A 25,763-nucleotide genomic window follows, 5' to 3' on the forward strand; every position below is an offset into this window, starting at 1 on the left:
TGACATCCCCTGGGGTTTGGAATGAGTGACCAGCAAGACGTGAAGAACGTAGACAAAGGTCGCCGCAATTGGTTGATCGCGACCTCAGTCGCGGGCGGCGTAGGAGGCGTTGCAGTAGCAGTACCGTTCGTCAGCACCTTTGCACCGTCGGAAAAGGCCAAGGCCGCCGGGGCGCCCGTCGAAGCCGACGTGGGCGGCCTGAAACCCGGCGAAATGATGACGGTTGAATGGCGCGGCAAACCGGTCTGGATCCTGCGCCGTACCCCCGAAATGCTTGCCTCGCTCAAGAAGACCGACGCAGAGGTAGCGGACCCCGGTTCGGACGTTCCCTTCACCATGAAGACGCCGGACTATTGCAAGAACGAGACCCGTTCGCGCGCCGAACACAAGGACCTGCTGGTCGTGGTCGGCATCTGCTCCCATCTTGGCTGTTCGCCCTCGGGCCCGTTTGCCTCGGGCGCCAACCCGCAGCTTGGCGCGGACCCCGGCTTCCTGTGCCCCTGCCACGGTTCCACCTTCGATCTGGCAGGCCGCGTGTTCAAGAACAAGCCTGCCCCGCAGAATCTTGACGTACCCCCGTACCAGTTCCTGTCCGACACCAAGATCGTGATCGGCAAGGACGAGAAAGGAGAAGCGTGATCATGGCGGCCGAAAAAGAAGTCAAGACTACCGGGCTGCTGGGCTGGATCGACGCCCGTTTCCCCGCGACGCAGCTTTGGGAAGACCACCTCTCCAAGTATTACGCACCGAAGAACTTCAACTTCTGGTACTTCTTCGGATCGCTGGCGCTGCTGGTGCTGGTCATCCAGATCGTCACCGGCATCTTCCTGGTGATGAACTACAAGCCAGACGGCACGCTCAACGCGGCCGGCATTCCCGTGGCGTTCGCCAGCGTGGAGTTCATCATGCGCGAGGTCCCGTGGGGCTGGCTGGTGCGCTACATGCATTCCACCGGCGCCTCGGCGTTCTTCGTCGTGGTGTACCTGCACATGTTCCGCGGGCTGCTGTACGGCTCGTACCGCAAGCCGCGCGAGCTGGTCTGGATCTTCGGCTGCCTGATCTTCCTGTGCCTGATGGCCGAAGCGTTCATGGGCTACCTGCTGCCGTGGGGCCAGATGTCGTACTGGGGCGCGCAGGTGATCGTGAACCTGTTCTCGGCGATCCCGGTGATCGGCCAGGACCTGTCGCTGTTCATCCGCGGCGACTACGTGGTGAGCGATGCCACGCTGAACCGCTTCTTCTCGTTCCACGTCATTGCCGTGCCGCTGGTGCTGCTGGGCCTGGTAGTGGCGCACATCATCGCGCTGCATGAAGTGGGTTCGAACAACCCGGACGGCGTGGAGATCAAGGCGAAGAAAGACGAGAACGGCATCCCGCTGGACGGTATCCCGTTCCACCCGTACTACTCGGTGCATGACCTGCTGGGCGTGACCGGCTTCCTGATCATCTTCTCGGCCGTGATCTTCTTCTTCCCGGAAGTTGGCGGCTACTTCCTGGAAGCCAACAACTTCTTCCCGGCCGATCCGCTGAAGACGCCGCCGCACATTGCGCCGGTGTGGTACTTCACGCCGTTCTACTCGATGCTGCGCGCCACGACGTCGAACTTCCTGCCGATCCTGTGGCTGTTCTTCGCGGTCGTGCTGGGCATGGTGTTCCTGCGCACGAAGGACGCACGCATCCGCATCGGCTCGATCGCCGTGCTGGTGGTGCTGGCCGTCGGCTTCTATTTCATCGACGCCAAGTTCTGGGGCGTGCTGGTGATGGGCGGCTCGGTCATCGTGCTGTTCTTCATGCCGTGGCTCGACTGCTCGCCGGTCAAGTCCATCCGCTATCGTCCCGCTTTCCACAAGTCGATCCTGATCGTCTTCGTGGTGGTGTTCCTGGTCCTCGGCTACCTCGGCGTCCAACCGCCGTCGCCGGTGGGCGAGAAGGTGTCGCAACTCGGTACGCTGCTGTACTTCGCCTTCTTCCTGACCATGCCGCTGTGGAGCCGTGCCGGCACGTTCAAGCCGGTGCCGGAGCGCGTCACGTTCCATCCGCACTAAGACGCTGCGACCCTACAAGAGGACAAGGACACAAGATGAAAAAGTTGCTTTCGATCTTCGCACTGGTCGGCGCATGCCTTGCCGCGCTGCCCGCGATGGCCTCAGAAGGCGGTTATCCGCTGGAACCGGCCCCGCTGGACACGAGCGACGTATCGTCGCTGCAGCGTGGCGCCAAGCTGTTCGTCAACTACTGCCTGAACTGCCACGGCGCGTCGATGATGCGCTACAACCGGCTCAAGGACTTGGACCTGACGGACGATCAGATCCGCCAGAACCTGCTGTTCTCGGCCGACAAGGTTGGCGAAACGATGACGATCGCCATGCCGCCGAAGGATGCCAAGGCCTTCTTCGGCGCCATTCCGCCGGACCTGTCGGTTATCGCGCGTGCCCGCGGCAACGACTGGCTCTACACGTACCTGCGCACCTTCTACCGAGACGACGCGCGCGCCACGGGCTGGAACAACCTGGTCTTCCCGAGCGTGGGCATGCCGCATGTGCTGTGGGAACTGCAGGGTCAGCGCGCGCCCAAGTACACCGAGGTGGAAGAACACGGCGAAAAGGTGCACAAACTGGCCGGATGGGAGCAGATCACGCCGGGCAAGATGAGCACGCAGGAATACGACCAGGCCGTGGCCGATCTGGTGAACTACCTGAACTGGATGGCCGAGCCGGCCCAGAGCCACCGCAAGCGCCTGGGCGTCTGGGTACTGCTGTTCCTGGGCGTGCTCACCGTGTTCGCTTGGCGCCTGAACGCCGCGTACTGGAAAGATGTGAAGTAAGCCCGCGCGCGCGAGGGCCGGCAGTTGTAACGCAATATGTAACAACGCAGGACTCGCCACCCAAAGGGCCGGCGCGGAAGTTGCAGCAGTGCAGCACCGCGCCGGCCCTTTCGTTTTGCGCTATCCGGGTCGAAAGCGTCGCAGAAGACACCTGCAAGCCCGATCGGCTATTTGTAACTAATTTGCTTTTCAATGGGCCGTTCTGACAGAATGTTTGCCCTGTCCAGAGTTAGCACCGCCAAGTTCGTCAAATTTCAATAGATTTGGCGCACTTCACACCCAAGGAATTCAACCATGATGGTGTTGTATTCGGGTACCACTTGCCCGTTTTCCCAACGTTGCCGCCTTGTCCTGTTCGAAAAGGGCATGGATTTCGAGATTCGCGACGTTGACCTGTTCAACAAGCCGGAAGACATTTCGGTGATGAACCCGTACGGCCAGGTGCCGATCCTCGTCGAGCGCGACCTGATCCTGTACGAATCGAACATCATCAACGAGTACATCGACGAGCGATTCCCGCACCCGCAGCTGATGCCGGCCGACCCGGTGCAGCGTGCGCGCGCTCGCCTGTTCCTGTTCAACTTCGAAAAGGAACTGTTCACCCACGTCTACGTGCTGGAGAACGAAAAGGGCAAGGCCGCCGAGAAGAACCACGAGCGTGCCCGCGCCGCCATCCGCGACCGCCTGACGCAGCTTGCACCAATCTTCGTCAAGAACAAGTACATGCTGGGCGAAGAGTTCTCGATGCTCGACGTGGCCATCGCCCCGCTGCTGTGGCGCCTCGACCATTACGGCATCGAACTGTCGAAGAACGCCGCGCCGCTGCTGAAGTACGCGGAACGCATCTTCAGCCGCCCGGCCTACATCGAAGCACTGACCCCGTCTGAAAAGGTCATGCGTCGCTAAGACGGACCCGACGCCACCGCACAAGCGTAATGCCAGAAACTTCCACCAAGCCCTACCTGATCCGCGCCATTTACGAATGGTGTACCGATAACGGCTTCACGCCGTATATCGCAGTCTTTGTCGACGGCAACACCAACGTGCCGCGCGAGTTCGTAAAGAACAACGAAATCGTGCTGAACGTGAGCTTCGACGCGACCAGCGGCCTGGACATGGGCAACGAGTGGATTACCTTCAGCGCACGCTTCGGTGGCGTTTCGCGCAAGATCGACGTGCCCGTGGAAAACGTGCTGGCGATCTATGCGCGCGAAAACGGCCAGGGCATGGCATTCCCGGTGGAACGCAGCGTCCCCGAAACCCAGGCCGCCACGGAACGCGAAAACAACCCGCCCCCGAAACTGGCCCCGGTAGACGCCGACACGCCAGCACCGGTCACGGCGGAAGAGGGCGCAGAGGGCTCGGACGACGACCCGAACCCGCCGCCCGTACCCCGCATCGGCGGCAAGAAGCCGTCCCTGAAGGTGGTCAAATAAGCCATCGCCAAGACACACCGCATGCAGTAGAATCGCGGTCTGCACCAAACATGCCGGCTTAGCTCATCAGGTAGAGCAGTTGATTTGTAATCATCAGGTGGCGGGTTCGAGTCCTGCAGCCGGCACCAAAGAATTCAAGGGGTTACGCAAGTTTTGCGTAACCCCTTTGTTTTTGGAGTGACCGGAAGTAAAAGGGTCAGTACAGTGTTGAGGTTCTTGATGCTGTTTGACGACTGCGACGCGTGCGCCGTTGGAACCGAGGCCGGTCCGTGACCACAAGTCCTGCTCCTGTAGCTATATCCTCCAAAGCCTCCACTACTCGGGGAATCACTGCTTACATTGGCGACCATCTGATAAAGTCGGGGGCATTGGTTTGCCACGTTTGCAGCGGTGCTCATCTGTCACGCGCTTCGTCTGAGAAGCCCACAGCATCCGCAGCGCAGAAGCGCTGCGCCAGACGCCAATGTTGCCGACTTCGCATGCCTTTGCCATGGTCTAGGCCACAAAATACGCGGAAAATCGACCGGGGCTCCATGACCATATTTCTGCGGCGCCGCGTTTTGCAAGTCGCGTCCTCTTATATCTGCCCACTTGTTATTTTGGGCTGTTGATCTCCGCTATTACCCTGAATGGCTCCCACCCACAACATATCGGGGGAGATTTAAAAATACCTGTAGAGGCAATCGCCATGATCCTGGCAGCACAGCCAATGCTGCTAACCGGCGGGAAGACCCCAGTAGGACTGCGGGCGCATGATAGATTAGAGGACTGAAATTCCAAGGTCCTGATTTATGGCAACGGCAACCATCGTTCCCTCACTCTCCTCTTGTGTTGGCAAAATGTGGCCGGGTGAGAGGCGTCTTGCGGAGCGACTCGAGCAGAAGCTCGATGACGATTACAAGATCTGGTACGACGTACGGATCGCCTCGCTCGAGAAATATCCGGATTTTGTAATCCTGCACCCATTACATGGTCTGCTTGTGCTCGAAGTGAAGGACTGGAAGCCGAGCACCATTGCTCGGGCGACGCTCGGAGATTGGACTATCCAAGGTGATTATGGCCTCAAGGATGTCACTAATCCGCTTGAGCAGGCCAGACGTTACACCACGGATATCATTCACGCCCTCGAACGTGATCCGCAGCTTGTGAATCCGCCAGGACACCCGTATCAAGGAAAGTTGCGGTTTCCCTGGACGTACGGTGTAGTGTTTCCGTTCATGACGCGCAAGCAGTTCACGGATGGGCATTTGGATAATGCAATTCCGCCTGCTCGCGTGATCTGCTCCGATGAGATGACCGAATCGGTGGATGCGGAGCGTTTCCAGGAGCGCCTGTGGAACATGTTCCCGTACCGGTTTCGAGATAAGCTGACCGTGCCGCAAATTGACCGGATTCGCTGGATTCTTTTTCCGGAGGTCCGCATATCAGCCAAGCAGCAAGAACTGTTTGGCAATGAGCCCGAGTTGCCGGACATCATGGCGGTGATGGATATTCAGCAGGAGCAGCTTGCACGAAGCTTGGGTGATGGCCATCGCGTCATCCATGGCGTCGCCGGCTCGGGCAAGACGATGATCCTGGGCTACCGTGCCGAGTACCTTGCCGGCACGTCGGAGAAGCCAGTCTTGATTTTGTGCTTCAGCGAACCGCTGTCGAAGCGGCTGAAAAGCTGGATGGAGGCCAAGGGCCTGTCGGAGAAAGTCTCCGTCCGCCACTTCCACGGATGGTGCTTCGATCAGCTGAAGACCTACAACCAACCTCGTCCCAATGCGGAGGGCGAGGCCTTCTTTCCGGCGTTGGTCCAGCGTGTGATCGACAGTGTTGATCGTGGCCATATCCCGAAAAATCAGTACGGAGCGGTGCTGATTGATGAGGGGCACGATTTTGAGCCGGGCTGGTTCAAGCTCGTGGTGCAGATGGTATCGCCCGAGAGCAATCACCTGCTGGTCCTGTATGACGATGCGCAATCGATCTTCAAGCGGTCAAGCCATCGCGGCTTCAGCTTCAAGAGTGTCGGCGTGCAGGCGCAAGGTCGCACGACGATTCTCAAGATCAACTACCGCAACACCCGGCAGATCCTCGAATTGGCAGCGCTGATCGCCAAGGACATCCTTGACCCGAAGGCCACCGATGACGACGGCGTGCCGCTGATCCGACCGGTCAGCTGCGGCCGTGACGGACCACCTCCGCAGCTGATCAAGCTGCCGTCCATCAAAGACGAGGCGGCTGAGATCGCTCGCCGTATGGCGCAGGCCCATCAACAAGGGGTTGCGTGGCAGGACATGGCGATCGTTTATCGCACCTGGTCGGTGGGGCAAACCTGCGTTGATGCATTGGCTCGAGCCAAGATCCCTCACCAATGGCAGCAGCGTGACAAGAAGTCCTATTCACCGACTGCTGACGCTGTGACAGTGCTGACGATGCATGCCAGCAAGGGGCTGGAGTACCCCTTTGTCGCGATTCCTGGGGCGGGGTTGCTGTCTGCTGAGGAAGCAGACCTCGAACAGGAGGCACGATTGTTCTATATCGCCGCCACACGGGCTACGCATCAATTGGTGGTGACGGGCAGTGGCGATTCCTTGTTCATGACGAAGCTGTTTCCAGCGGCGGCATAGGGTGTTATCCCATAAGTGCAAGGGCACGCACGCGTTGTGCTGGGCTGTCATAGCGTAGCGGCCCGCAGGGAACGTCCGCCAGCCGCATTGAAAGATCGTGAAGATCAAGCGCACCGTGCTGATCACGCCATACCTGTGCCAGGAACGTGAACTCATTGAGCATGCCCACTACGCTTCGGTTGGTGGTCTTAGCGATTTCGCATTCCCGCATGTGCCATATTTCCGGTTCAATCTGCATGTCGCCCCAACCGTGCGATCGGAATGCGGCCGCCAGTGAGGCCGGAAAGCGTGTCGTCAGTGTTGCGGCGGGTGCCAGGGGCATCAGCACCGGTAGGAGGGTGTGCTCGTTAACAAATAGCGCTGCCTGTGGCCGCCAAAACAATGCCGTTGCATACCAGTTTCCCAGTGTTGACGCTGCCGCATCGCCGGTTGTATCGACAGGCTTCTGGTTCAACCGGTTCAGTAGCTTGCGTGTGCAGTGAAGATGGAACATGGCTGGGGCCGTTCTTGTTGGTTGAGATCCTATGGTGCTCTGACGATTCGCCGCGAGTTGCGCTTGACCTGCCACTGTCGGCAACCAGTCGATTCGATGACCGATACGCCCACCGATGACAGTGCGATGCTTCTGCTTGGCGGTAGCCGTGGCGGGATTGTAAGAGCCAGCCATCAGGATAGCCGCGTCCGGCGCCTCGTCATTGCCCTCGGCCTGCTGCTCGATTTCCAGAATGTGTCCGTTTAGCTACTGAACGACTGCTCATTCAGCCCCTGACAGCCGTTACGCGCCCCCCTTCGAAGAATGCTCCAGTTTCCATGCGCGCATCCGATATCGCTAAAGCAGGCAAGCCCCAACGGGGATTGCGGAGTCCGGTGCCATCGCTGAGGCGGTCAACCTCAAGGCGATGGCATCGGCGCTTGTCTCGCGCATAATCGGCGTCACGCCAGATTGACCCTTTCCAAAAAGGGCAAGACATCAGTGGTAGTGCTTTGTTGGGTACAACAGGAGAGGTCAAACATGCATAGCAAACTGGCAGGCCGTCGCCCGGTGCGTCTGGCCCTGGCAAGTCTCGTCGCCACGCTGGCCGCTTGCGGCGGGGGTGGGGACGATAGTGGCGGATCGGTGGTGCGCGTGTCCGAGGCGTCCACGCTTTCCAGGCAGGCCGTCAGCAGCAATGTCACCGCCAATGTCACGGCCAGTCCCACGCGGTGGATGCCCTCGCTCACCGACACGTGGCAGCTTCAGCTGCAAGGCGCGATCAACACCAGCTACAACGTCGCGGTGTACGACATCGACCTGTTCGATACACCGCAAGCCACTGTCGATGCGCTGAAGGCGCAGGGCAAGCGGGTGGTGTGCTATTTCTCTGCGGGCAGCAGCGAGGACTGGCGCCCCGACTACGCGAAGTTCAAGCCCGCGGACATGGGCAACGCGCTCGATGGCTGGGCGGGCGAACGCTGGCTCGATACGCGCTCGGCCAACGTACGCGCCATCATGCAGGCGCGCATGGACCTGGCGATATCGAAGGGCTGCGATGGTATCGACGCCGACAACGTCGATGGCTATACCAACAACCCGGGCCTGCCGCTCACCGCCGCCACGCAGCTCGACTACAACCGCTTCCTGGCCGATCAGGCGCATGCCCGGGGCCTGGCCATTGGCCTGAAGAACGCCGTCGCGCAGTTGAGCGACCTGGCGCCGTCGTTCGATTTCGCGGTCAACGAGCAGTGCTTCCAGTACAACGAGTGCAGCGGCTATTCGGCCTTCACCGTGCAGGGCAAGCCCGTGTTCAACGTCGAATACCAGTCGAAGTGGAAAGATGCCGCCACGCGGCAGAAGCTCTGTGCCAAGGCCCAGGCGCTGAACCTGCACACGCTGGTGCTGCCGCTCGCGCTGAACGACAGGTTCCGCTACAGCTGCGACTGAGGATCTGAAATTTGAAGAATCGACTGCGAGCAGTAGTCGGCGGACTCACGGGCGGGCAGCTTCGCGGCTGTCCGCCTTGTCCGTTTCCCGCCACGCCAGGAACAGGCGCGTATCGAATTCCAGCTGGTGATACTGCGGTTCCATATGCTCGCAGAGCCGATAGAACGCCTTGTTGTGGTCCGATTCCTTCAGGTGCGCCAGTTCGTGCACCACGATCATCCGTAGAAATTCGGGCGGCGCCTCCTTGAATAGCGACGCCACGCGGATTTCCTTCTTCGCCTTCAGCTTGCCGCCCTGCACGCGCGAGATGGCCGTGTGCAGGCCCAGCGCGTGCTGCGCGGTGTCGAGCCGCGCGTCGTAGCCCACCTTGTGCAGCGGCGGGGCGCTGCGCAGGTATTCCTGCTTGATCTCGGCCGTGTATTCGTAGAGCGCGCGGTCGGTCTGGATCGTGTGACGCCCGGGGTAGCGGCGCGCGATGTGGTCGCCCAGCGTGCCGGCCGCCATCGCGGCGCGCACTTGGTCGAGCACGTTGGGCGGATAGCCGCCCAGGAATCGCATCGGGTCTTTCACGCCCGGCCGCCAGCCTTCGGTCATGTCAGTGGTGGTGATGGTGGTGATGCATCCAGCTGTTATCCATCGAATGCACGAACGACTCCACGGCATCCTTGTCGCCCAGGGCGTGGCGCATCATCTCGCCGCACTTGCAGAAGCCCTGGTACGGGGTGATGTGCGAGCACGCCGACGTCTTCTGCAGATACAGCGTGACGGGTTTTGCGCACTTCTTGCACTTGAACTTGAGGGTCAGGGCGGGTTTGCTCATGGGAATCGGGGTAAAAACTGCGTCGATGCGAAACCCGCCATTGTACCGGCCGCGGCCATCGGCCGCCGGGCCGGGCGAGTAGCGGCCGATGGGGGGCCGATGGGGGCCGGTCCGTTTGCTACACTCCCGCCATTCCCCGCATTCCAACCGAATCCAACCGAACACGCTCCATGGCACAGTACGTTTTCACCATGAACCGCGTGGGCAAGATCGTTCCGCCCAAGCGTCACATTCTCAAGGACATCTCGCTGTCCTTCTTCCCCGGTGCCAAGATCGGCGTGCTGGGCCTGAACGGCTCGGGCAAGTCCACGCTGCTGAAGATCATGGCCGGTCTCGACAAGGAGATCGAAGGCGAGGCCACGCCGATGCCGAACCTGAACATCGGCTACCTGCCGCAGGAACCGCAGCTCGACCCCGAGCAGACCGTCCGCGAATCGGTGGAAGAAGCCCTGGGCGGCGTGTTCGAGGCCCGCAAGAAGCTTGACGAGATCTACGCCGCGTACGCCGAGCCGGACGCAGACTTCGACGCGCTGGCCGCCGACCAGGCCAAGTACGAGGCGATCCTGGCCGCCAGCGACGGCAACAACGTCGAACTTCAGCTCGAAATTGCCGCCGACGCGCTGCGCCTGCCGCCGTGGGACGCCAGGATCGGCCATCTGTCCGGTGGCGAGAAGCGCCGCGTGGCGCTGTGCCGCCTGCTGCTGTCGCGCCCCGACATGCTGCTGCTCGACGAACCGACCAACCACCTGGACGCCGAATCGGTGGACTGGCTCGAACAGTTCCTGACGCGCTTCCCGGGCACCGTGGTGGCCGTCACCCACGATCGCTACTTCCTGGACAACGCCGCCGAGTGGATTCTGGAACTGGACCGCGGCCACGGCATCCCCTGGAAGGGCAATTACAGCTCGTGGCTGGAGCAGAAGGAAGACCGCCTGAAGCAGGAAGAGGCCACCGAGTCGGCCCGCCAGAAGGCGCTGAACAAGGAACTGGAGTGGGTGCGCCAGAACCCGAAGGGCCGCCAGGCCAAGTCCAAGGCGCGTCTGGCCCGTTTCGACGAACTGAACAGCCAGGAATACCAGAAGCGCAACGAAACCCAGGAAATCTTCATCCCCGTGGGCGAGCGCCTGGGTAACGAGGTCATCGAGTTCGACAACGTCAGCAAGGGCTTTGGCGACCGCATGCTGATCGAGAACCTGAGCTTCAAGGTGCCGCCGGGCGCCATCGTCGGCATCATCGGCCCGAACGGCGCCGGCAAGTCGACGTTCTTCAAGATGCTGACCGGCAAGGAACAGCCCGACAGCGGCGAGATCAAGATCGGGCCGACCGTGAAGATGGCATTCGTCGACCAGAGCCGCGACGCGCTGGATGGCAGCAAGACCGTGTTCGAGGAAATCTCGGGCGGGTCGGACATCCTGACCGTGGGCCGCTACGAAACGCCGTCGCGCGCGTACATCGGCCGCTTCAACTTCAAGGGCGGCGACCAGCAGAAGACCGTCGGCACGCTGTCGGGTGGTGAACGCGGCAGGCTGCACATGGCCAAGACGCTGATCGCGGGCGGCAACGTGCTGCTGCTCGATGAACCGTCGAACGACCTCGATGTGGAAACGCTGCGTGCGCTGGAAGACGCGCTGCTGGAATTCGCCGGCTGCGTCATGGTGATCTCCCACGACCGCTGGTTCCTGGACCGCATCGCCACCCACATCCTCGCCTTCGAAGGCGATTCGCATGTGGAATTCTTCCCGGGCAACTACCAGGAATACGAAGCCGACAAGAAGAAGCGCCTGGGCGAAGAAGCCGCCAAGCCGAAGCGCATCCGCTACAAGCCGATTACGCGCTGATCGGCGACAGGTTCGGTTTTCTCCCCTCTCCCGCACGCGGGAGAGGGGAGACCCCCCAAGCCTCAAGCCCGAACGAGTCTCACCAGCGTGATCTCCGACGGCGCGCCAAACCGCTTTGGCGGTCCCCAGTAGCCCGTTCCGCGGCTCACGTAGATCCACATGTTTTCATGCCGGTTCAGCCCATGCACATAGGGCTGCTGCATCGGCACGAACAGGTTCCACGGCCAGAACTGGCCGCCATGGGTGTGTCCGGACAGTTGCAGGTCGAATCCGGCCGCGGCGGCCGCTGGGGCCGAGCGGGGTTGGTGGGCCAGCAGCACGCGTGCCGCGGCGTTGGCCGGTGCCCCGTGCAGCGCGCGTGCGGGGTCGCTGCGATGGCTCTCGATAAAGCCGCCGGCCGTGAAATCGGTCACGCCGCCCAGCACCAGCGATGCCCCACCGCGCGCCACCACCACGTGCTCGTTCATCAGCACGCGCAGGCCCAGCCGGGTCAGTTCCTCGATCCACGGCTCCGCGCCCGAGTAATACTCGTGGTTGCCCGTCACCACGTAGGCGCCATGCGGCGCCGACAGCCGCGCAAACGGTGCCGTGTGGGCCGACAGCTCCCGCACCGAACCATCCACGAGGTCGCCGGTAACGGCGATGGCGTCGGGCTTCAGCGCGTTCACGCTGTCGACGATGCGGTTCAGGTAGGGCGCCTTGATGGTCGGCCCCACGTGAATATCGCTGATCTGCGCGATCGTAAAACCTTCAAATTCCTGCGGCAGGTTGGCGATCGGCACATCGACCCGCTTCACCCGCGCCAGGCCGCGCGCATTGAAGTAGCCGATTACCGACACCGCCACCGCCAGCCCCACCACCGTCGACGCGCTGTAAAACGCCAGCCCGGCCGGCTGCCAGCGGGCCAGCATCGCCACCAGCAGGAAGATGTCGCGCGCAAAGGTCAGCACCAGCAGCGATGAGAAGAATCCCATCGCGAGCATGCCGAACCAACTCAGCCGATCGGCCCAGTCGCCGGCCAGGCGCCGCGCCATCAGCGCGGCCGGAATCAGCAATGTCGAAGCGATCAGCCACAGCACGGCCAGCATATGGACAACGGCCGGCAGCGGCAGGGCGGGCAGCAGCCGCGCGCCGATATAGGCGTGCAGCGCGGCAACGATCGCAGTGGGAACCAGCAGGGAACGGCGGGAGCGCCTGGTACTCATGGCAGGGGCGTCAGAGTCGGATTCGAGTGTAGGTGAGGCTGTGCAGGCTCTGCTTCAAGGGCGGGCTTCCAATGAAAAATGCCCCGTGCACCACTTTGAGGCGCCCATGTGATCTGTCCGGTTTGCGCAGGGCCGATGAATGTTTTTGCCGCACATTGTTCCGGCCACCGCACTAATTTAGATTCATCTGACGCCGAATGTTGGAGATTCCATGTCCTGTGCGAAGCCCGCCCGTCTGGGCCTGACCTTGCTTGCCGTGGCGCTGTTGGCCGCCCTGCCGCCGGCGGGGGTGTCCGCCAAGTCCGCGTCCGCAGCCAGTGCCGCGCAAAAGCTGGCGCCGCTGACCTGGCCGCGCAATTTCGAGGTGGCTGGCGACCACGTGGAGCTCTACCAGCCCGACCTCGAGAAATGGGACGGCAACCGGCTGTCGGGCCGGGCCGCCGTGGCCATCGGCGCCAGGGAGGGCACGCCGGTCTATGGCGTGGCGCGCTTCTCGGCGCAGGCCGATATCGACAAGCCGTCATCGCTGGTGCAACTGACGAATATCCAGATCGACAGCGTTGACGTGCCCACCCGCCCCGACGCCGCCGACAAGGTGCGGCAGGCGCTGATCGGCCGGCTGTCGCCCCAGGGGCTGACCGTGCCGCTCGAAGAGCTGCAGGCCAGCTACGCGGTGTCGCAGCAGCTGGCAAAGGCGCAGCGCGTGCCGGTAAGGAACGACGCGCCGGAGATCCTGTTTGCCACCACGCCCACGCTGATGGTCCATGTCGATGGCGACCCGGCCTGGCGCCAGGTGGCCGGCACATCGTACGAGCGGGCCATCAACAGCCGCGCGCTGCTGCTGCGCGATACCGGCGGCGAACTCTGGCTGCAGGCGGCCGGCTACTGGTATCGGTCGGACTCGGCCGGCGGCACCTGGGAGCCCGTGCCCAGCCCGCCTGCCGCGCTGCTGGGGGCAGCCAGCAAGATCGGCGCATCGAAGGACGAGCCGAAGCCCGACCCGATGATGCCCGCCGACGGCAAGAAACCGCCGCGTGCCCCGGTGGTGCTGATGGCCACGCGGCCGGCCGAACTGATCCAGACGTCGGGCGAACCGCAGATGACGCCCGTGGGCGGCACCAGCCTGCTGACGATGTCGAACGCCGACCATGCGGTGCTTATCGATCCGTCGAGCAACCAGACCTACGTGCTGATCTCGGGCCGCTGGTTCCGCGCGGCGATGCTCAATGGCCCGTGGCAATACGTGCCGGGCGCCCAATTGCCGGCCGAGTTCGCGAAGATCTCGCCCCAGGACCCGAAGGCCAATGTGCTGGTGTCGGTGCCTGGCACGCCGCAGGCCCGCGAGGCCGAGATCGCGGCGACGATTCCGCAGACGGCGTCGGTATCGCGCACCAAGGCCGCAACGGCCGTGGTCTACGACGGCACGCCGAAGTTCGAGTCGATCACCGGCACGTCGCTGCGCTATGCCGTCAACACGGCCACGCCCGTGATCGAGGTCGATTCGTCGCACTACTTCGCGGTGGTCAACGGCGTCTGGTTCACGGCCGGCACGCCGGGCGGCCCCTGGCAGGTGGCCACCGAGGTGCCATCGGCCATCTACACGATCCCGCCCAGCTCACCGCTGTACTACGTGACCTACGTCCGCATCTACTCGGTCACGCCGACCACGGTGGTGGTCGGCTACACGCCGGGCTACCTGGGCGTGGTGGTGAACCCGGACGGCACGGTGGTCTACGGCACCGGCTATGTCTATCCGCCGTATGTCGGCGCGTACTACTACGGCTACCCGGTGACCTACGGCTATGGCGCGGGATTCGGCATCGGCGTGGCCGAAGGATTCGCCTTCGGCTTCGCGGCCGGCGCGATCTGGGGCGCGGCGGCGCCGTACTGGGGCCCGTACTGGTATGGGGGCGGCAGCTTCGTCAATATCAACCAGGCGAACTTCTACGGCCGCTGGGGGCAGGGCACCGTGACCCATGCCGAAGGCTGGAACGCCTGGACGGGCACGCAGTGGCGCGGCACGGCCGGCGCCGGTTACAACCCGGCCACGGGCGCGCGCTTCCAGGGCAGTCAGGGCGCCGCGTTCAATCCATACTCGGGCAACTACGCGGCGGGGCGGCAGGGATCGTTCGCCAACCCGTCAACGGGACGCGAGGGTGCCGGGCGCGGCGGCGTGGCCGGCAACGAATACACGGGCAACTATGCGGCGGGCCGGCAGGCGGCCGGATACAACGCCCAGACCGGCCGCATCGGCGCCGGCGAAGCCGGCATCGCCGGCAACACGCAGACCGGCCAGTACACAGCGGGCAGCCGTGGCTTTGTCGCCAATCCGGGCAAGGACAACGCCGTGGTCTGGAACAACGGCAACGTCTACGCAGGCCATGACGGCAACGTCTACCAGCACACCGACGACGGCTGGCAGAAGCACACCACCAATGGCTGGGAACCGATGCAGCAGAACAGCGAAATGCAGGGCCGGCTCGATCAGCAGCGCCAGGCGCGGCAGGCCGGGCAGCAACGCTTCAACACCGCGGCGGCCCAGCAGTGGCAGGGACGTTTTGCCGGCGGCGGCGGAAGATTCGGCGGCGGCGGCGGCCGCTTCCATGGCGGGTTCCGGCGATAGCTACTGCACGCGCGAGCGCCTTTCGCCCCTCTCCCGCCCAGCGGGAGAGGGGCCGGGGGAGAGGGCAAAGTGGCGCAAATGTCAGAGGAAAGAGTAAAAGCCAAGAGCCTCGGCAACACCGCTGTCTGTCTCCCCTCTCCCGCCCGGCGGGAGAGGGGCCGGGGGAGAGGGCAAAGCGGCGCAAATGTCAGAGGAAAAAGAAAATGCCAAGAGCCTCGGCAACACCGCTGTCTTTCTCCCCTCTCCCGCCTAGCGGGAGAGGGGCCGGGGGAGAGGGCAAAGCGCTGCAAATCGAGACCCCCGCAGCCAGAGCCCCCGCCCCCCAAGTCGAAAGCCCACCCGTCATCCATTACGCGGCGACCACTCCCCCTTGCGCACCCCCATCGCCGTGACCAGCCCATAAGCGGTAATCCCCAGCGCAACGCCCAGGAAATGGCCGTCGAGGCCCATCCCGGCCACGTTGGCCAGTACCCAGCCGCCGCCCGCGGCCAGGCCGATCCGGCTCAGGCCGGCGATGATTGGCCAGCGCATGCGCGCGGCGCCCAGCGACGCGAAGTACAGCGCCATGCCCAGCCCGAATCCGCCGAATGCCGGGCCGACCCACGACAGCGCCCGCGCCGCGATGGCGGCCACCTCCACATCCTTGGTGAACAGGGCGGCGAACTGCGCTGGCGCCAGCCCCACGGCGGCGCCGACGCTGCCCGCCAGCAGCAGTGCCAGCAGCGCGCCCACCCAGGCGGTACGGCGCGCCGTGTGCCAGTCGCCAGCGCCCACCGAGCGGCCCACCAGCGCCGTGAGCGCCGATCCCACGCCGAATGCCAGCGGAATCATCAGGAATTCCAGCCGCGCCGAAATGCCATAGGCCGCCACGGCCGTGGTGCCGTAGTGACGCAGCTGCGCCGTGACCAGGATCGTCGTCAGGTTGGCCACCGATGCCAGCGCGCAGGCAATCAGTCCAACCGCCAGAATGCGATGGAACAGCGCACCCGACAGCTTCACGCGCAGCGTCGGCACAAAGCCGGCGCCGCCGCGCATCACCACCCAGGCCATCATCAGCGCCGCCGCCCACGATGCCGCCGCCAGCCCCGCGCCAATACCAGCCAGTCCCATGCCCAGTCCTTCGGCAAACCACCACGCCAGCACGGGAAACACGATCCACATGCCGGCCAACACGCGCGCGGCCAGCGCATGGCGTCCGCCACCGCGCAGCACCGACGCCAGCGTATTGGCCAGCCACGCCGGCACCGCACCCAGGCCGAACAGCCAGATCGCATAGGTCGCGGCCGCTTCGGCCGCCGTGCTGCCGCCAACGGCGCCAAACACCTGATGCGGGAAGCCGGCCAGCGCAATGGCGAAGACCAGGCCCGCTGTCAGCGCGATGATCATCGCGTGCATGACCAGCGACGACGCATCGTCGCGCTTGCCGGCACCGAGCGCGCGGGCGATGGCCGACACCACGCCGCCGCCCATCGCACCGGTCGACATCTGCTGCAGCAGCAGCGCGAACGGCAGCACTACCGCCCAGCCGGCCAGCGCCTCCGTGCCCTGGCGCGCGGCGAGCCATGTTTCGATCAATTGGGAACCGGCCTGCAGGAAGGCCACCAGGCTGGTGGGCGCGGCCAGCACGGCAATGCGCCGGGCGATCTCGCCGTTGGAGACCGGCTCCGCGGCGGCGGCCCGGCCGTCCAGCGTCAATGCGTCAGGCTTGCTCATCGGCGGCCTCCGTGGTGGGTTGCGTGCCAAAGCGTTCGCGCAGATACCGGCCGGCGCCGGGGCCGGGCCGCACACGCAGGTCATCGACGGTGATCGTGCTGCCATCGGCACGGGTCAGGCACCCGGCCACGATCTCGCCGCCGTCGCGCTTGTCTTCCAGCACGGTCAGCGGCCCCTTGTCGTCGGCCAGCCAGCGGTCGGCCCAGGCCTTGAGCGACACGTAGACGGGGAAGAAGTCGCGCCCCATCTCGGTCAGCTGGTACACCTGCCGCGCGCCGCCGCCAGGTGCCGGCACCTTTTCCAGCAGCCCATGCTCGACCAGCGTCTTGAGCCGCGCGCTCAGGATGTTGGGCGCAATGCCCAGGTGCTTCTCGAAATCGTCAAATCGCGAGCTGCCGTAGTAGGCCTCCCGCATCAGCAGGATCGCCCATCGCTCGCCCAGCACCGCCATCGACCGCGCCACCGGGCACGGCATATTGGCAAAGTCCGTATGTGCCATCGTCTCCTCGTTTTACTTTTGATATGCAAGTAAAGGAGATAATAGCTTGCGATTTGAAAGTCGACAGGCGATTTTTGTCAGGCTTGTGCGAATACCGGCAACCCCGTCACCGCCTCGCGCAGGAGCCCGATCAACGCCCGCGTGGCCATCGACAGATGCGGGTTTGGCGTGGTGATGATGTACAGGCGGTTGCCAAGGCCTTCGGGCTTCCAGTCGGGCAGCACCGGCACCAGCGTGCCCCGGCGCACATCTTCCCAGCCCATGTAGACCGGCAGCAGGCTGATGCCATGGCCCTGGCGCACGGCGTTCATCAGGAACGGAAAGTGTTCGGATTGCAGGTAGGGCGTGATCTCCACATCGTGCCGCTCCGGCCCGCACGCGGAATCGCGGCCCAGCGTCAATAGGAAACGTCTCGAAGTGTAGGGCGGGCAAACGAACCGGCACGCCGACAGATCGGACGGCTTTTGCAACGGTGGGGTGCGCGCCAGATATTCCGGCGACGCGCACAGCTGCCAGCGGATGGCGCAGACCTCGCGCGCCACGGTGTCCAGCGGCGGCAGCGACGTCACTTTCAGCGCCACATCGATCTCGGCGGCGATCAGGTCGGTCACGCGATTGGCAAAGAACACGCGCAGCGAGATGCCCGGGTGCAGTTCGGCAAAACGCAGCAGCAGCGGGGCGATAAACGCGTCGCCCAGCCCGGTGGGCACGCTCACGCGCACATGGCCGCGCAGCGTCTTGCCCAGACTGTCGATCTCGGCCTGCGCGGCGGCCATCTCCTGCAGGATGCGCAGCCCGTGCTCGTAGAGCGACTGGCCCGCATCGGTCATCTCCAGGTGGCGCGTGGTCCGGCGCAGCAGCATGGCACCAGCCTGTTCTTCCAGCTGCCCAAGCTGCCGGCTGATCTGCGACCGCGTGACGCCGCGCCGGCGTCCCGCTTCGGCCAGGTTGCCCGCTTCGACGATATCCACGAAGGCCTGCACAAGGTTGAGGTCCATGCGACGACTCTGAAAGCAATGTCAAGTTTGACGCAACATTGTGATTCGGTCAGATGGGATTGTCGATGCTGGCGTGCATCGCTAAAGTGGCCAGTCATCGGCAGACATTCGCGATTCCATCGCCGCCGGCAGCCAATACAAGGAGACCCCGCATGCCCGCAGACCTCTGGTTCGAATCGTTGCAGCGCCCCGGCGCGGAGGTGCTGGACCGCGGCATGCGGCTGGCCGGCGGGCTGAGGCGGCTCGGGCTGGAAGAGGGCAACGTGGTGGCGGTGCTGCTGCGCAATGACCCGGTATTCGCCGACGTGGTGTTCGCGTGCCGCGCGGCAGGCACCTATTACTGCCCGATCAACTGGCATTTCATGGCCGAGGAAGTGCGTTACCTGCTGGAAGACAGCGGTGCACGCGCGCTGATCGTCCATGCCGATCTGCTGCCGGCCGTGCGGGCGGTGGTACCTGATGGCGTTGCGGTGCTGGTGGTGGGCGGCGCGCATCCCGATGCGATCGAATACGAGCCGTGGCTGGCCGCGCAGACCGCCTACGACGGGCCGCGCGTGGCGCCGCGCGGGCACCTGGCTTACACGTCGGGCACCACCGGCCGGCCCAAGGGCGTGTTGCGCCAGGCGATGCCGCTGGCGGACCTGGACGCGCAGCAGGACCGCCTGCGATCGCTGATCCGGCAGGCTTACGGCATCGTGCCCGGCTGCCGTGCGCTGATGACGGCGCCGCTCTATCACAGCGCGCCGAGCGTGTACGTGCAGAACGCGCTGCAGATGGCCGAGCGGCTGGTGCTGGCGCCGCGCTTCGATGCCGAGCAGGTGCTGGCGCTGGTGGAAAAGCACCGCATCGACGTGCTCTACCTGGTGCCGATCATGTACGTGCGGCTGCTGAAGCTGCCGCCCGAAGTGCGCGCGAAGTACGACCTGTCGTCGATCCGCTTTGTCGCGTCCACCGGCTCGCCGTGCTCGCCGGAGGTGAAGCGTGCGATGCTTGACTGGTTCGGGCCGGTGATCCACGAAACCTACGCGTCGAGCGAGGCTGGCCTGGTCACCGTGGCCACGCCAGAGGATGCCGCGGCCCGCCCCGGTACGGCCGGGCGCCCCGTGGGCGACGCCAGCGTGCGCATCATCGACGAGAACGGCCGGCCGTGCGCGCCGGGCGAGGTGGGGCTGGTGTACGTGCGGCAGCCCGCCTACCCCGACTTCACCTACCTGAACAACGACAAGGCGCGCCGTGCGATCGACATCGACGGGCGCGTCACGCTGGGCGACATGGGCTACGTCGATGCCGACGGCTATCTGTTCATCTGCGACCGGGCGTCGGACATGGTCATCTCGGGCGGCGTGAACATCTATCCGGCCGAGATCGAGCATGAACTGGTGCGCTATCCGGGCGTGGCGGACTGCGTGGTGTTCGGCGTGCCGGACGACGAGTACGGCGAACGCCTGCACGGCGTGATCGAGCCGGTGGCGGGCGCCGACGTGGAGTCCGCTGCGGTGATCGAATGGCTGCGCGGCCGGCTGTCGGGCTTCAAGGTGCCGCGCTCGATCGAGGTCGTCCAGCGGCTGCCGCGCGACGAAACCGGCAAGCTGGCCAAGCGCCGGCTGCGGGACCAGCACTGGGCTGGCCGCCAGCGGCGGGTCTGATCACGACTTGCCCCACGGTTCTTGCCCTTCTCCCGCTCGGCGGGAGAAGGGCGGGGGAGAGGGCAGGCGCGGCACCGCGATTCGATTCCTATAAAGCAGGAGACAACCATGCACCGTATTTCCCTCACCCTCTGCGCCGCCTTGTTGGGGGTCGCGTTCACTGCGCCCACCCTGGCCGCCTATCCCGACCGACCGGTCAAGCTCGTCGTCCCATACACGCCGGGCGGCTCGACCGACCAGTTTGGCCGCGCGATGGCCGAAGGCATGGCGCGCGAGCTGAAGCAGCCCGTGGTGGTGGAGAACCGCCCCGGCGCCAATACGATGGTGGGCACGCAGGGCGTGGCACGGGCGCAGCCGGATGGCTATACGGTGCTGATGGGCAGCAGCGCCAGCATGGTGCTGAACCCGATGCTCTACAAGAAGACCGGCTACGACCCGAAGGACTTCAAGGTCATCCTGATCGGCATCGAGGTGCCGTTGGTGGTGGTCACCAACAACCAGGTGCCGGCCAGCAACATCAAGGACTTCGCCGCATACGCCAGGGCCGCGGGTGGCAAGCTCAACTATTCGTCGGTGGGGCTTGGCAATCCGCTGCAACTGGCCACGGAAATGCTGAAGTCGGAGCTGGGCATCGAGATGACGCACGTGCCGTACAACGGCAGCGCGCCGGCGCTGGCGTCGCTGCTGGCCAACGACACGCAGCTGATGGTGGATGTGGTCAGCACCTCGCTGCCGCATATCAAGGCCGGCAAGCTCAAGGCGCTGGCCGTGACGGGCCGCTCGCGGCTCGATGTCCTGCCCAATGTGCCGACGGTGGCCGAAAGCGGATACCCCAACTTCCATGCGGCGACATGGTTCGGCCTGGCCGTGCCGGCCCAGACGCCGCCGGAGGCTGTCGCCAAACTGCAGGCTGCCGCGTCGCACGTGCTGACCGAGACGCCGTTCCGCAACACGTTCAACGCGCTGGGACTGATCGTGCAACAGCCGCGCAGCCAGGCCGAGATCGACCGCTATGTGCAAGCCGATCGCGACAACTGGGGCAAGGTGATTCGCGCCAACAGCATCAGCCTGGACTGAGCCGGCGCGGCGGACCCGTGCGTGGCGGAAAATCAGGGGCGTATAGTTGAGGGCGTTTTTTACGCCCCCGCATGCTTTCCGCATCGACGCCATGACCGACCCTGTCGAGCCGCCTGATTCCAACCTTCCCGACGCCAACGCGCCATCCGGACCTGCCGCGCGCCGCGACAGGCTTGGCGAACTCCGCGTTCACGCGCGCCGCGCGGCGAATCGCAAGACGCGCCAGGTGGGCCGTATCTCGCGCACGTCGATGCGCTATGCGGCGTTCATGTGCGGCGCCGGCGGGGTGGCGCTGTTCTCGATGGTCTTTGCCTACATCGCCGAGATTGCGCTGCGCTGGAACGCGAAGCTGACCACGGCCACGCCGTGGCTGGCGTTCGTGATGCTGCCCTTCGGGCTGGCCGCGCTGCGCTGGCTGACGATCCGGCTGGCGCCGCAGGCGCGCGGCTCCGGCATTCCGCAGGTGATCGCGGCCGTGACGCTGCCACCGGCCGGCGTGGCGCAGACCGTGCTGGTGTCGTTCCGGCAATCGATGTGGAAGGTGCTGCTGACCGCTGGGGCGCTGCTGGCGGGCGCGTCGGTGGGGCGCGAGGGGCCTTCGGTCCAGGTGGGCGCCGCTGCCATGCTGGCCTGGGGACAGTGGTGCCAGCAGAAGCTGCGCTTCCGCATCGGCTTTCATCCCAGTTCGCTGATCGCGGCCGGCGCGGCGGGCGGCCTGGCGGCTGCGTTCAACACGCCGCTGGCCGGCGTGGTCTTCGCCATCGAGGAACTGGGTCGCGGCACGTCCGTGCGGTGGGACAGGCTGGTGCTATCCGGTGTGCTGACAGCGGGCTTCCTGTCGCTGGCCGTGCTGGGCAACAACCCGTACTTCAGCGTGAAGGTGCCGATGCTGGTGCTGCACGACGCGTGGGGCCCGGTGTTGCTGTGCGCGGTAGTCAACGGCGTGGCCGGCGGCCTGTTCGCCAAGCTGCTGATTCGCGGCGTGCCCGGCCTGGTGCCGTCGGCCTGGCGCGGCTGGACGACCGCGCATCCGGTCTGGCTGGCCTTCCTGTGCGGGCTGGTCGTGGCCGTGGTGGGCTGGGCCACCGCCGGCGCCACGTTCGGCACGGGCTACGAGCAGGCGTCCGGCCTGATCAATGGCGAGCCGCACAGCACGCTGTGGTTCGGGCTGGCCAAGTTCGTGGCCACGGTGGTGTCGTACTTCGCGGGCATCCCGGGCGGGATCTTCACCCCGGCGCTGGCCATCGGTGCCGGCATCGGCGCGAACATTGCCGATTTTGTGACCCATTTCATGTCCGGCATGGCCGAGCCGCGCGTGCTGGCGCTGGTGTCGATGGCGGCCTTCCTGGCGGCGGCTACCCAGGCGCCCATCACCGCCAGCGTGATCGTGATGGAAATGACGCGCACGCAGGACTTGACCATCTTCCTGCTGGCGGCATCGCTGCTGGCGTCGTTCCTGTCGCGCCAGTTCAACCCGCATCCGTTCTATCACCATATGGGTCATGCGTTCCGCCGTGAAGCGATGGCCATCGCACGGAAGGACCCACCGGCATGACGCCCCCTTGAGCGCCCGGATAGTGGCGCAAGCGGCCCTTCGTCGTGGCCGTAACAGCTGGTTACAAACTTCCCTGTGCGGCCCCTCGCCAAAGTGTGGGTTCGGCATTGAAGCGCCGTAGCGGACGCATGGCCGATGTCTTAACATCTGCTGCGCATTGAACGGCGGCAGCAGATTGGCCGGCAACGCATGTGTACCGGCGGCACAAGACCTCGTCGGACAGGCATTCGATGCATTTTCGGGGAGCAGAAGATGGCCACACAACGACCGGGCGGCACGCGCCCGACCACGCCGAGCGCCGACGAGCCGCACACCAGCACGTCCCGTCACAGCGCCACATGGCACGACCTTGGCGCGGATACCGCCATCTGGCATACACGCGGGCTGCAGTCCAGCACCCGCATGCGCGCACCCGCCCCCCGACGCACGCCGGCACAGCCATTGCCGCCGAGCCCGGTGCCAAAGCTGATCCTGTGGGCAGTGCTGATCGGCATCGCGCTGGTATGCTTCCATGCCGTGAAGCGTATGCTCTGACCCCCTGTCGATCCGGCATCACATCGCTGATGCCCGGTATTTCCCGGCAGGAACCCTCGGGACGGAGCCGGCTCCAATGCGGAGCCGTTTTCAGGAGTGTGTTTTGAGATTTCCTCTTGCCGGGCTGGCAGTTGCCGCCCTGCTGGCGACGTCTGTCGCCCAAGCCGCCACGGCTGCAACGGCCGCACCGGCCGCGCAGCCTGCCATCAAGGCCCCCAATGCCACCGCCACGCCGGCCCCCGACGGCAAGGACCGTTTTTCGACGATGCTCGATACGCTCGAGATCGGCAGCCCGCTGCCCGCGTTGCCCGATTGCGCCGACCACCGGACCCCGGATGGCAAGGATGTGACCGCATACTGCGTGGAACTGCGTGGCGACGGCGTGATGCGCCAAGTGGGCGTGCCGCGCGACCAGCGACCCGCGTTCATGGACGGACCGCGCCTGGTGGCGCTGGTCGATGGCAATGCGCTGGTGGGCGTCATCGTGCCGACCGACGGCATCCGCTCGCAGGACGCCGCCGCCCAGGCGCTCAATGCCCGCTATGGCAAGCCGTTCCGCCAGGAAATGGTGGACATGAAGGACAAGGCCGGCAAGGACGTGCGAAGCATCCACGCGGGCTGGATGCGCAAGCCGCTGACCGTCGAGCTCTACGCGATTCCCGAGAACCCGGCCGAAGGCACGATCGAACTGCTGCTGCCGCAGGCGCGCGCGCTGATGGCCAACCGCGATGCCGAAGTGGCCAAGTCGCTGGCGCCGCCTCCCGCGCCGGCAGGCAAGGGCGGCAAGGCAGACAAGGCTGAAAAGACGGACAAGGCCGAGAAGACGGAAAAGTCCGACAAGTCCGACAAGGCCGAAAAGAAAGCCCCGGCCAAGCCGATCAATCCGGGCAGCTGGTAAATCGACCGCCTGGCGGCAGGACAGCGCGCCGTCAGACCATCAGGCCGTCAGATCGATGGACCGGGGCGCGCCAGCGTCAGAGGCCTTCCATCACCTTGTCCAGGCCGCGCACCACACCGCGCACGGTATGCACCTTGCGGATGGCCAGCAGCGCGCCGGACACATAGGGCTTGGAGCCGTCGCCGGCTTCGTGCCTGATGTGCAGGCGCTGGCCGTCGGCGCCGAAGATCACCTCGACCCCCAGCTGGTATCCCGGCAGCCGCACGGCATGCACCTGCGTGCCGGACATCGTGGCGCCGCGCGTCTCCTTCGGACCGCTGACCTGGTCCACGGGCACGGCCTGCGCCGCCTGCTTGACCTGGCCTAGCCGGAACGCCAGTTCGCGCACCGTGCCGGACGGCACATCCACCTTGCCCGCCTTGGCGTAGTCGATGATTTCCCAGTGGTCGAGATGGCGCGCCGCCATCTCGGCAAACTTTTGCAGCAATACCACCGTGATCGCAAAGTTGCCGCAGGCCAGCACGCCGCGGTCGGCCTTGCGTGCCGCGGCGTCGATCTCGGCATAGTCGTCGTCCGACAGCCCCGACGTGCCCACCACCACATGCGCGCCGTGCGCCAGCGCCTGCAGGATGTTGTGCTTGGCGACCACCGGCTTCGTGTATTCGACATAGACGTCATACGGCGTCTTGCCCAGTTCCTCGATGCTGGCTGCCGCCACGCCGGGCGTGTCCTTGTGGCCCGTCAGGCTGGCCAGCGTCTGGCCCGCCGCGCCCCGCGACAGGCCGGCCACCAGCGTCATGTCGGCGGCGTGGGCCACGCCCCGCGCCAGCTCGCCGCCGGCCCAGCCTGTGACGCCGCCCACGGCAACGCGAATCGTCTCGTTCATCGTTCTCTCCCGCTCCGGTTGCAAGGAGGGCAAGCATAGCGCGCCCGTTTCAATCGCGCTGGCGATGCCGAACGCTTCGGGCCGGCACCGGCTACCCGGCAGCACGCCGCCGGTCGATCTTGCGCGCCAGCACGATCGACGTGGTGGTGTGGTTCACGCCGTCGAGCATGCCGATCTCGTCCAGCAGCTTGTCCAGCCGCGCGTGGGTATCGCACCGGATCACGGCCATATAGTCCACCGGGCCGCTGACCGAGTTGAGTTCCTCCACCTCGGGGAACCGCCGCAGCGCGCGCACCACGGCCGGCGCCGCCTTCGGCTGCACCGACAGCCCGCAGAACGCCAGGATGGCGTTGTCCTCCATCTGGCTGCCCAGCCGCACGCCGTAGCCGGCGATCACGCCCGTGCGTTCCAGCCGCGCGATGCGGGCCACCACGGTCGTGCGCGCAATGCCCAGCGCGCGCGACAGATTGGCCGCGCTCTCCCGGGCGTTGGCCTGCAGCAGGGCCAGCAGGTGGCGATCGGTCTGGTCGAGGTCAGCCATGGGTGTCGATGACGATTCGTCAAAATACTATGTCAATGTGACCGATTATGCCGGGGTTTCGTCAATCTTGTGGCTATAAAACGTGCGCGCGGCTGCCCATACTTCAGTCACCCCCCCACACGTTTCTGACGGAGTCC

The 25,763-nt window shown here is 64.9% G+C and carries 24 protein-coding genes and 1 tRNA gene; 16 read left to right on the top strand and 9 right to left on the bottom strand.

Annotated elements, in window-relative coordinates; all coding sequences use genetic code 11:
- Window positions 1-21 precede the first annotated feature (21 nt).
- The 7 genes from petA to AC3G88_RS25205 all read left to right on the top strand — a co-directional run bounded on the left by petA (window position 22) and on the right by AC3G88_RS25205 (window position 6,872).
- Entirely contained in the window at window positions 22-639 is a 618-nt protein-coding gene (petA, locus tag AC3G88_RS25175) for a ubiquinol-cytochrome c reductase iron-sulfur subunit (RefSeq protein WP_092602085.1), read from the top strand.
- Window positions 640-641: 2 nt separating this feature from the next.
- Window positions 642-2,045, top strand: coding sequence for a cytochrome b (locus AC3G88_RS25180; RefSeq protein ID WP_092602083.1), 1,404 nt, complete (start codon window positions 642-644; stop codon window positions 2,043-2,045).
- A gap of 35 nt (window positions 2,046-2,080) precedes the next feature.
- Complete coding sequence (locus tag AC3G88_RS25185; protein WP_400394392.1) at window positions 2,081-2,824, top strand: cytochrome c1; 744 nt, start codon at window positions 2,081-2,083, stop codon at window positions 2,822-2,824.
- Window positions 2,825-3,118: 294 nt separating this feature from the next.
- Window positions 3,119-3,730: a glutathione S-transferase N-terminal domain-containing protein gene (locus AC3G88_RS25190; RefSeq protein ID WP_008643086.1), complete on the top strand. Its 612-nt coding sequence runs from the start codon at window positions 3,119-3,121 to the stop codon at window positions 3,728-3,730.
- A 29-nt stretch (window positions 3,731-3,759) separates the two neighbouring features.
- Window positions 3,760-4,260, top strand: coding sequence for a ClpXP protease specificity-enhancing factor (locus AC3G88_RS25195; RefSeq protein WP_066731122.1), 501 nt, complete (start codon window positions 3,760-3,762; stop codon window positions 4,258-4,260).
- A 52-nt stretch (window positions 4,261-4,312) separates the two neighbouring features.
- Window positions 4,313-4,388 (top strand) — tRNA-Thr (locus tag AC3G88_RS25200).
- Window positions 4,389-5,051: 663 nt separating this feature from the next.
- The gene (locus AC3G88_RS25205) at window positions 5,052-6,872 is read left to right on the top strand and encodes a 3'-5' exonuclease (RefSeq protein ID WP_488774026.1); all 1,821 of its coding nucleotides are present in this window, start codon (window positions 5,052-5,054) and stop codon (window positions 6,870-6,872) included.
- A 4-nt stretch (window positions 6,873-6,876) separates the two neighbouring features.
- On the opposite strand, the gene AC3G88_RS25210 is transcribed toward AC3G88_RS25205, so the two are convergent.
- Complete coding sequence (locus AC3G88_RS25210; RefSeq protein WP_488774027.1) at window positions 6,877-7,365, bottom strand: DUF6933 domain-containing protein; 489 nt, start codon at window positions 7,363-7,365, stop codon at window positions 6,877-6,879.
- Window positions 7,366-7,461: 96 nt separating this feature from the next.
- On the opposite strand from AC3G88_RS25210, the gene AC3G88_RS25215 reads away from it, so the two are divergent.
- Both AC3G88_RS25215 and AC3G88_RS25220 read left to right on the top strand, forming a co-directional pair.
- The gene (locus AC3G88_RS25215; RefSeq protein WP_488774028.1) at window positions 7,462-7,611 is read left to right on the top strand and encodes a hypothetical protein; all 150 of its coding nucleotides are present in this window, start codon (window positions 7,462-7,464) and stop codon (window positions 7,609-7,611) included.
- 273 nt (window positions 7,612-7,884) lie between these two features.
- Entirely contained in the window at window positions 7,885-8,793 is a 909-nt protein-coding gene (locus AC3G88_RS25220; RefSeq protein WP_488774029.1) for an endo alpha-1,4 polygalactosaminidase, read from the top strand.
- Between the two features lie 45 nt (window positions 8,794-8,838).
- On the opposite strand, the gene AC3G88_RS25225 is transcribed toward AC3G88_RS25220, so the two are convergent.
- A complete protein-coding gene (locus AC3G88_RS25225; protein ID WP_400396287.1) occupies window positions 8,839-9,351 on the bottom strand; it encodes a M48 family metallopeptidase in 513 nt (170 codons plus the stop codon).
- 37 nt (window positions 9,352-9,388) lie between these two features.
- On the bottom strand, window positions 9,389-9,613 hold the full coding sequence (locus AC3G88_RS25230; RefSeq protein WP_092602214.1) for a hypothetical protein: 225 nt from the start codon (window positions 9,611-9,613) through the stop codon (window positions 9,389-9,391).
- A gap of 170 nt (window positions 9,614-9,783) precedes the next feature.
- Here AC3G88_RS25230 and ettA point away from each other — a divergent pair, with 170 nt between their 5' ends.
- Window positions 9,784-11,451 (top strand): energy-dependent translational throttle protein EttA, encoded by a 1,668-nt coding sequence (ettA, locus tag AC3G88_RS25235; RefSeq protein ID WP_092602075.1) that lies wholly within the window; start codon window positions 9,784-9,786, stop codon window positions 11,449-11,451.
- 62 nt (window positions 11,452-11,513) lie between these two features.
- Here the strand turns inward: ettA and AC3G88_RS25240 are convergent, their stop codons facing one another.
- Window positions 11,514-12,656 carry a metallophosphoesterase gene (locus AC3G88_RS25240; protein WP_488774031.1) on the bottom strand — a complete coding sequence of 381 codons (1,143 nt, stop codon included), beginning with the start codon at window positions 12,654-12,656 and terminating at the stop codon, window positions 11,514-11,516.
- Window positions 12,657-12,867: 211 nt separating this feature from the next.
- Between AC3G88_RS25240 and AC3G88_RS25245 the strand changes: the two genes are divergently transcribed.
- Window positions 12,868-15,279 carry a carbohydrate-binding family V/XII gene (locus tag AC3G88_RS25245; RefSeq protein ID WP_488774032.1) on the top strand — a complete coding sequence of 804 codons (2,412 nt, stop codon included), beginning with the start codon at window positions 12,868-12,870 and terminating at the stop codon, window positions 15,277-15,279.
- 342 nt (window positions 15,280-15,621) lie between these two features.
- Here AC3G88_RS25245 and AC3G88_RS25250 read toward each other — a convergent pair whose 3' ends face one another.
- The 3 genes from AC3G88_RS25250 to AC3G88_RS25260 all read right to left on the bottom strand — a co-directional run bounded on the left by AC3G88_RS25250 (window position 15,622) and on the right by AC3G88_RS25260 (window position 18,489).
- A complete protein-coding gene (locus AC3G88_RS25250) occupies window positions 15,622-16,992 on the bottom strand; it encodes an MATE family efflux transporter (protein ID WP_488774033.1) in 1,371 nt (456 codons plus the stop codon).
- Window positions 16,979-17,491 (bottom strand): winged helix-turn-helix transcriptional regulator, encoded by a 513-nt coding sequence (locus AC3G88_RS25255; protein ID WP_488774034.1) that lies wholly within the window; start codon window positions 17,489-17,491, stop codon window positions 16,979-16,981. The genes AC3G88_RS25250 and AC3G88_RS25255 overlap by 14 nt, the downstream gene beginning before the upstream one ends.
- A gap of 77 nt (window positions 17,492-17,568) precedes the next feature.
- A complete protein-coding gene (locus tag AC3G88_RS25260) occupies window positions 17,569-18,489 on the bottom strand; it encodes a LysR family transcriptional regulator (RefSeq protein WP_488894097.1) in 921 nt (306 codons plus the stop codon).
- A gap of 152 nt (window positions 18,490-18,641) precedes the next feature.
- Between AC3G88_RS25260 and AC3G88_RS25265 the strand changes: the two genes are divergently transcribed.
- The 5 genes from AC3G88_RS25265 (at window position 18,642) to AC3G88_RS25285 (ending at window position 24,199) form a co-directional block, all read left to right on the top strand.
- Window positions 18,642-20,135: an acyl-CoA synthetase gene (locus AC3G88_RS25265; protein ID WP_488894098.1), complete on the top strand. Its 1,494-nt coding sequence runs from the start codon at window positions 18,642-18,644 to the stop codon at window positions 20,133-20,135.
- A 108-nt stretch (window positions 20,136-20,243) separates the two neighbouring features.
- Window positions 20,244-21,212 (top strand): Bug family tripartite tricarboxylate transporter substrate binding protein, encoded by a 969-nt coding sequence (locus AC3G88_RS25270; protein WP_488774037.1) that lies wholly within the window; start codon window positions 20,244-20,246, stop codon window positions 21,210-21,212.
- A gap of 91 nt (window positions 21,213-21,303) precedes the next feature.
- Window positions 21,304-22,767: a chloride channel protein gene (locus AC3G88_RS25275; protein ID WP_488774038.1), complete on the top strand. Its 1,464-nt coding sequence runs from the start codon at window positions 21,304-21,306 to the stop codon at window positions 22,765-22,767.
- A 252-nt stretch (window positions 22,768-23,019) separates the two neighbouring features.
- Complete coding sequence (locus AC3G88_RS25280; protein ID WP_488774039.1) at window positions 23,020-23,301, top strand: hypothetical protein; 282 nt, start codon at window positions 23,020-23,022, stop codon at window positions 23,299-23,301.
- 103 nt (window positions 23,302-23,404) lie between these two features.
- Complete coding sequence (locus AC3G88_RS25285; RefSeq protein WP_488774040.1) at window positions 23,405-24,199, top strand: hypothetical protein; 795 nt, start codon at window positions 23,405-23,407, stop codon at window positions 24,197-24,199.
- 76 nt (window positions 24,200-24,275) lie between these two features.
- On the opposite strand, the gene dapB is transcribed toward AC3G88_RS25285, so the two are convergent.
- Both dapB and AC3G88_RS25295 read right to left on the bottom strand, forming a co-directional pair.
- Entirely contained in the window at window positions 24,276-25,085 is an 810-nt protein-coding gene (dapB, locus tag AC3G88_RS25290; protein ID WP_488774041.1) for a 4-hydroxy-tetrahydrodipicolinate reductase, read from the bottom strand.
- A gap of 91 nt (window positions 25,086-25,176) precedes the next feature.
- Window positions 25,177-25,626 (bottom strand): Lrp/AsnC family transcriptional regulator, encoded by a 450-nt coding sequence (locus AC3G88_RS25295; RefSeq protein ID WP_153949147.1) that lies wholly within the window; start codon window positions 25,624-25,626, stop codon window positions 25,177-25,179.
- Window positions 25,627-25,763: the final 137 nt, after the last annotated feature.

The organism is Cupriavidus sp. 86D6, from assembly GCF_057815095.1.

Excerpts from the sequence above, each read along its gene's own strand:
- petA (WP_092602085.1), top strand. The coding sequence starts at position 22 with ATGAGTGACCAGCAAGACGTGAAGAACGTAGACAAAGGTCGCCGCAAT.
- AC3G88_RS25180 (WP_092602083.1), top strand. The coding sequence starts at position 642 with ATGGCGGCCGAAAAAGAAGTCAAGACTACCGGGCTGCTGGGCTGGATC.
- AC3G88_RS25185 (WP_400394392.1), top strand. The coding sequence starts at position 2,081 with ATGAAAAAGTTGCTTTCGATCTTCGCACTGGTCGGCGCATGCCTTGCC.
- AC3G88_RS25190 (WP_008643086.1), top strand. The coding sequence starts at position 3,119 with ATGATGGTGTTGTATTCGGGTACCACTTGCCCGTTTTCCCAACGTTGC.
- AC3G88_RS25195 (WP_066731122.1), top strand. The coding sequence starts at position 3,760 with ATGCCAGAAACTTCCACCAAGCCCTACCTGATCCGCGCCATTTACGAA.
- AC3G88_RS25205 (WP_488774026.1), top strand. The coding sequence starts at position 5,052 with ATGGCAACGGCAACCATCGTTCCCTCACTCTCCTCTTGTGTTGGCAAA.
- AC3G88_RS25210 (WP_488774027.1), bottom strand. The coding sequence starts at position 7,365 with ATGTTCCATCTTCACTGCACACGCAAGCTACTGAACCGGTTGAACCAG.
- AC3G88_RS25215 (WP_488774028.1), top strand. The coding sequence starts at position 7,462 with ATGACCGATACGCCCACCGATGACAGTGCGATGCTTCTGCTTGGCGGT.
- AC3G88_RS25220 (WP_488774029.1), top strand. The coding sequence starts at position 7,885 with ATGCATAGCAAACTGGCAGGCCGTCGCCCGGTGCGTCTGGCCCTGGCA.
- AC3G88_RS25225 (WP_400396287.1), bottom strand. The coding sequence starts at position 9,351 with ATGCGATTCCTGGGCGGCTATCCGCCCAACGTGCTCGACCAAGTGCGC.
- AC3G88_RS25230 (WP_092602214.1), bottom strand. The coding sequence starts at position 9,613 with ATGAGCAAACCCGCCCTGACCCTCAAGTTCAAGTGCAAGAAGTGCGCA.
- ettA (WP_092602075.1), top strand. The coding sequence starts at position 9,784 with ATGGCACAGTACGTTTTCACCATGAACCGCGTGGGCAAGATCGTTCCG.
- AC3G88_RS25240 (WP_488774031.1), bottom strand. The coding sequence starts at position 12,656 with ATGAGTACCAGGCGCTCCCGCCGTTCCCTGCTGGTTCCCACTGCGATC.
- AC3G88_RS25245 (WP_488774032.1), top strand. The coding sequence starts at position 12,868 with ATGTCCTGTGCGAAGCCCGCCCGTCTGGGCCTGACCTTGCTTGCCGTG.
- AC3G88_RS25250 (WP_488774033.1), bottom strand. The coding sequence starts at position 16,992 with ATGAGCAAGCCTGACGCATTGACGCTGGACGGCCGGGCCGCCGCCGCG.
- AC3G88_RS25255 (WP_488774034.1), bottom strand. The coding sequence starts at position 17,491 with ATGGCACATACGGACTTTGCCAATATGCCGTGCCCGGTGGCGCGGTCG.
- AC3G88_RS25260 (WP_488894097.1), bottom strand. The coding sequence starts at position 18,489 with ATGGACCTCAACCTTGTGCAGGCCTTCGTGGATATCGTCGAAGCGGGC.
- AC3G88_RS25265 (WP_488894098.1), top strand. The coding sequence starts at position 18,642 with ATGCCCGCAGACCTCTGGTTCGAATCGTTGCAGCGCCCCGGCGCGGAG.
- AC3G88_RS25270 (WP_488774037.1), top strand. The coding sequence starts at position 20,244 with ATGCACCGTATTTCCCTCACCCTCTGCGCCGCCTTGTTGGGGGTCGCG.
- AC3G88_RS25275 (WP_488774038.1), top strand. The coding sequence starts at position 21,304 with ATGACCGACCCTGTCGAGCCGCCTGATTCCAACCTTCCCGACGCCAAC.
- AC3G88_RS25280 (WP_488774039.1), top strand. The coding sequence starts at position 23,020 with ATGGCCACACAACGACCGGGCGGCACGCGCCCGACCACGCCGAGCGCC.
- dapB (WP_488774041.1), bottom strand. The coding sequence starts at position 25,085 with ATGAACGAGACGATTCGCGTTGCCGTGGGCGGCGTCACAGGCTGGGCC.
- AC3G88_RS25295 (WP_153949147.1), bottom strand. The coding sequence starts at position 25,626 with ATGGCTGACCTCGACCAGACCGATCGCCACCTGCTGGCCCTGCTGCAG.